We start from the raw sequence: 623 nt of genomic DNA, 5'->3' as shown, positions 1-623 counted from the left end.
CGACATCGCCCGCTACCGGCTTTATGACGAACACGCATCCGACCAAGTGCAGAAGCGCTACGACGATGCAGTGAAGTTCCTACGCAGCGTTTCACGCGGCGATGTGAAGCTCGGCATTTCAACCGGCTCAGCAGCCAGCAGCGCGGGCAGCGTGCAGATGAACTCAGGCCGCCAGGTGTTTAACGGCGGTGGCTTCTAGCCCGCCTTAACGGAGACAACAGACATGAGTGCCAAACAGACCACGAAAGCAGCTGAGAAGAAAGCCCCGCCAACGCCGCGCAAAAGCGTAAAGGTCCGGGTAAAGACCAAAGACACCGGTGCCAAGCGCACTAGTAGCGGTGTGATTTTCACCAACGAATGGAAGCACCTGACGTTGGATGACAAAGGCAGCGCCTACAAGGCAATCAGTGCTGACCCGGCCCTGGTGATGGAGCATGCGGCGCCACCTGCGAAGGCTGTGGTCACTGATGAGCCAACAGGCAAAGAGGCCACGTAGTGCTCTCGCTCACGCCGTGGCTTGATCGCCTAAACGCCCTGGGCGGCATGCCCACTGTGCAGCTGGCAGCGGATGTCGAAGCCGCCAAGAACAACACCCAGCTCCCCAACATGATGCTGGTGCTCGG

At 59.6% G+C, this 623-nt stretch carries 2 protein-coding genes; both read left to right on the top strand.

Annotated elements, in window-relative coordinates; translation table 11 throughout:
* Positions 1-199 (top strand): phage protein Gp36 family protein (locus M8006_RS17740; RefSeq protein ID WP_250084543.1); only part of this gene is annotated, 199 nt, incomplete at its 5' end.
* 24 nt (positions 200-223) lie between these two features.
* On the top strand, positions 224-496 hold the full coding sequence (locus M8006_RS17735) for a hypothetical protein (protein WP_250084541.1): 273 nt from the start codon (positions 224-226) through the stop codon (positions 494-496).
* Positions 497-623: the final 127 nt, after the last annotated feature.

This window comes from Halomonas llamarensis (assembly GCF_023555005.1).
Classification (GTDB): domain Bacteria; phylum Pseudomonadota; class Gammaproteobacteria; order Pseudomonadales; family Halomonadaceae; genus Vreelandella; species Vreelandella llamarensis.
The sequence above is the reverse complement of the archived record's forward strand: the minus strand, read 5'-3'. Positions and strand labels throughout refer to the sequence as shown.

Bases quoted from the DNA above. Each gene is read 5' to 3' on its own strand.
- M8006_RS17735 (WP_250084541.1), top strand. From the start codon at position 224: ATGAGTGCCAAACAGACCACGAAAGCAGCTGAGAAGAAAGCCCCGCCA.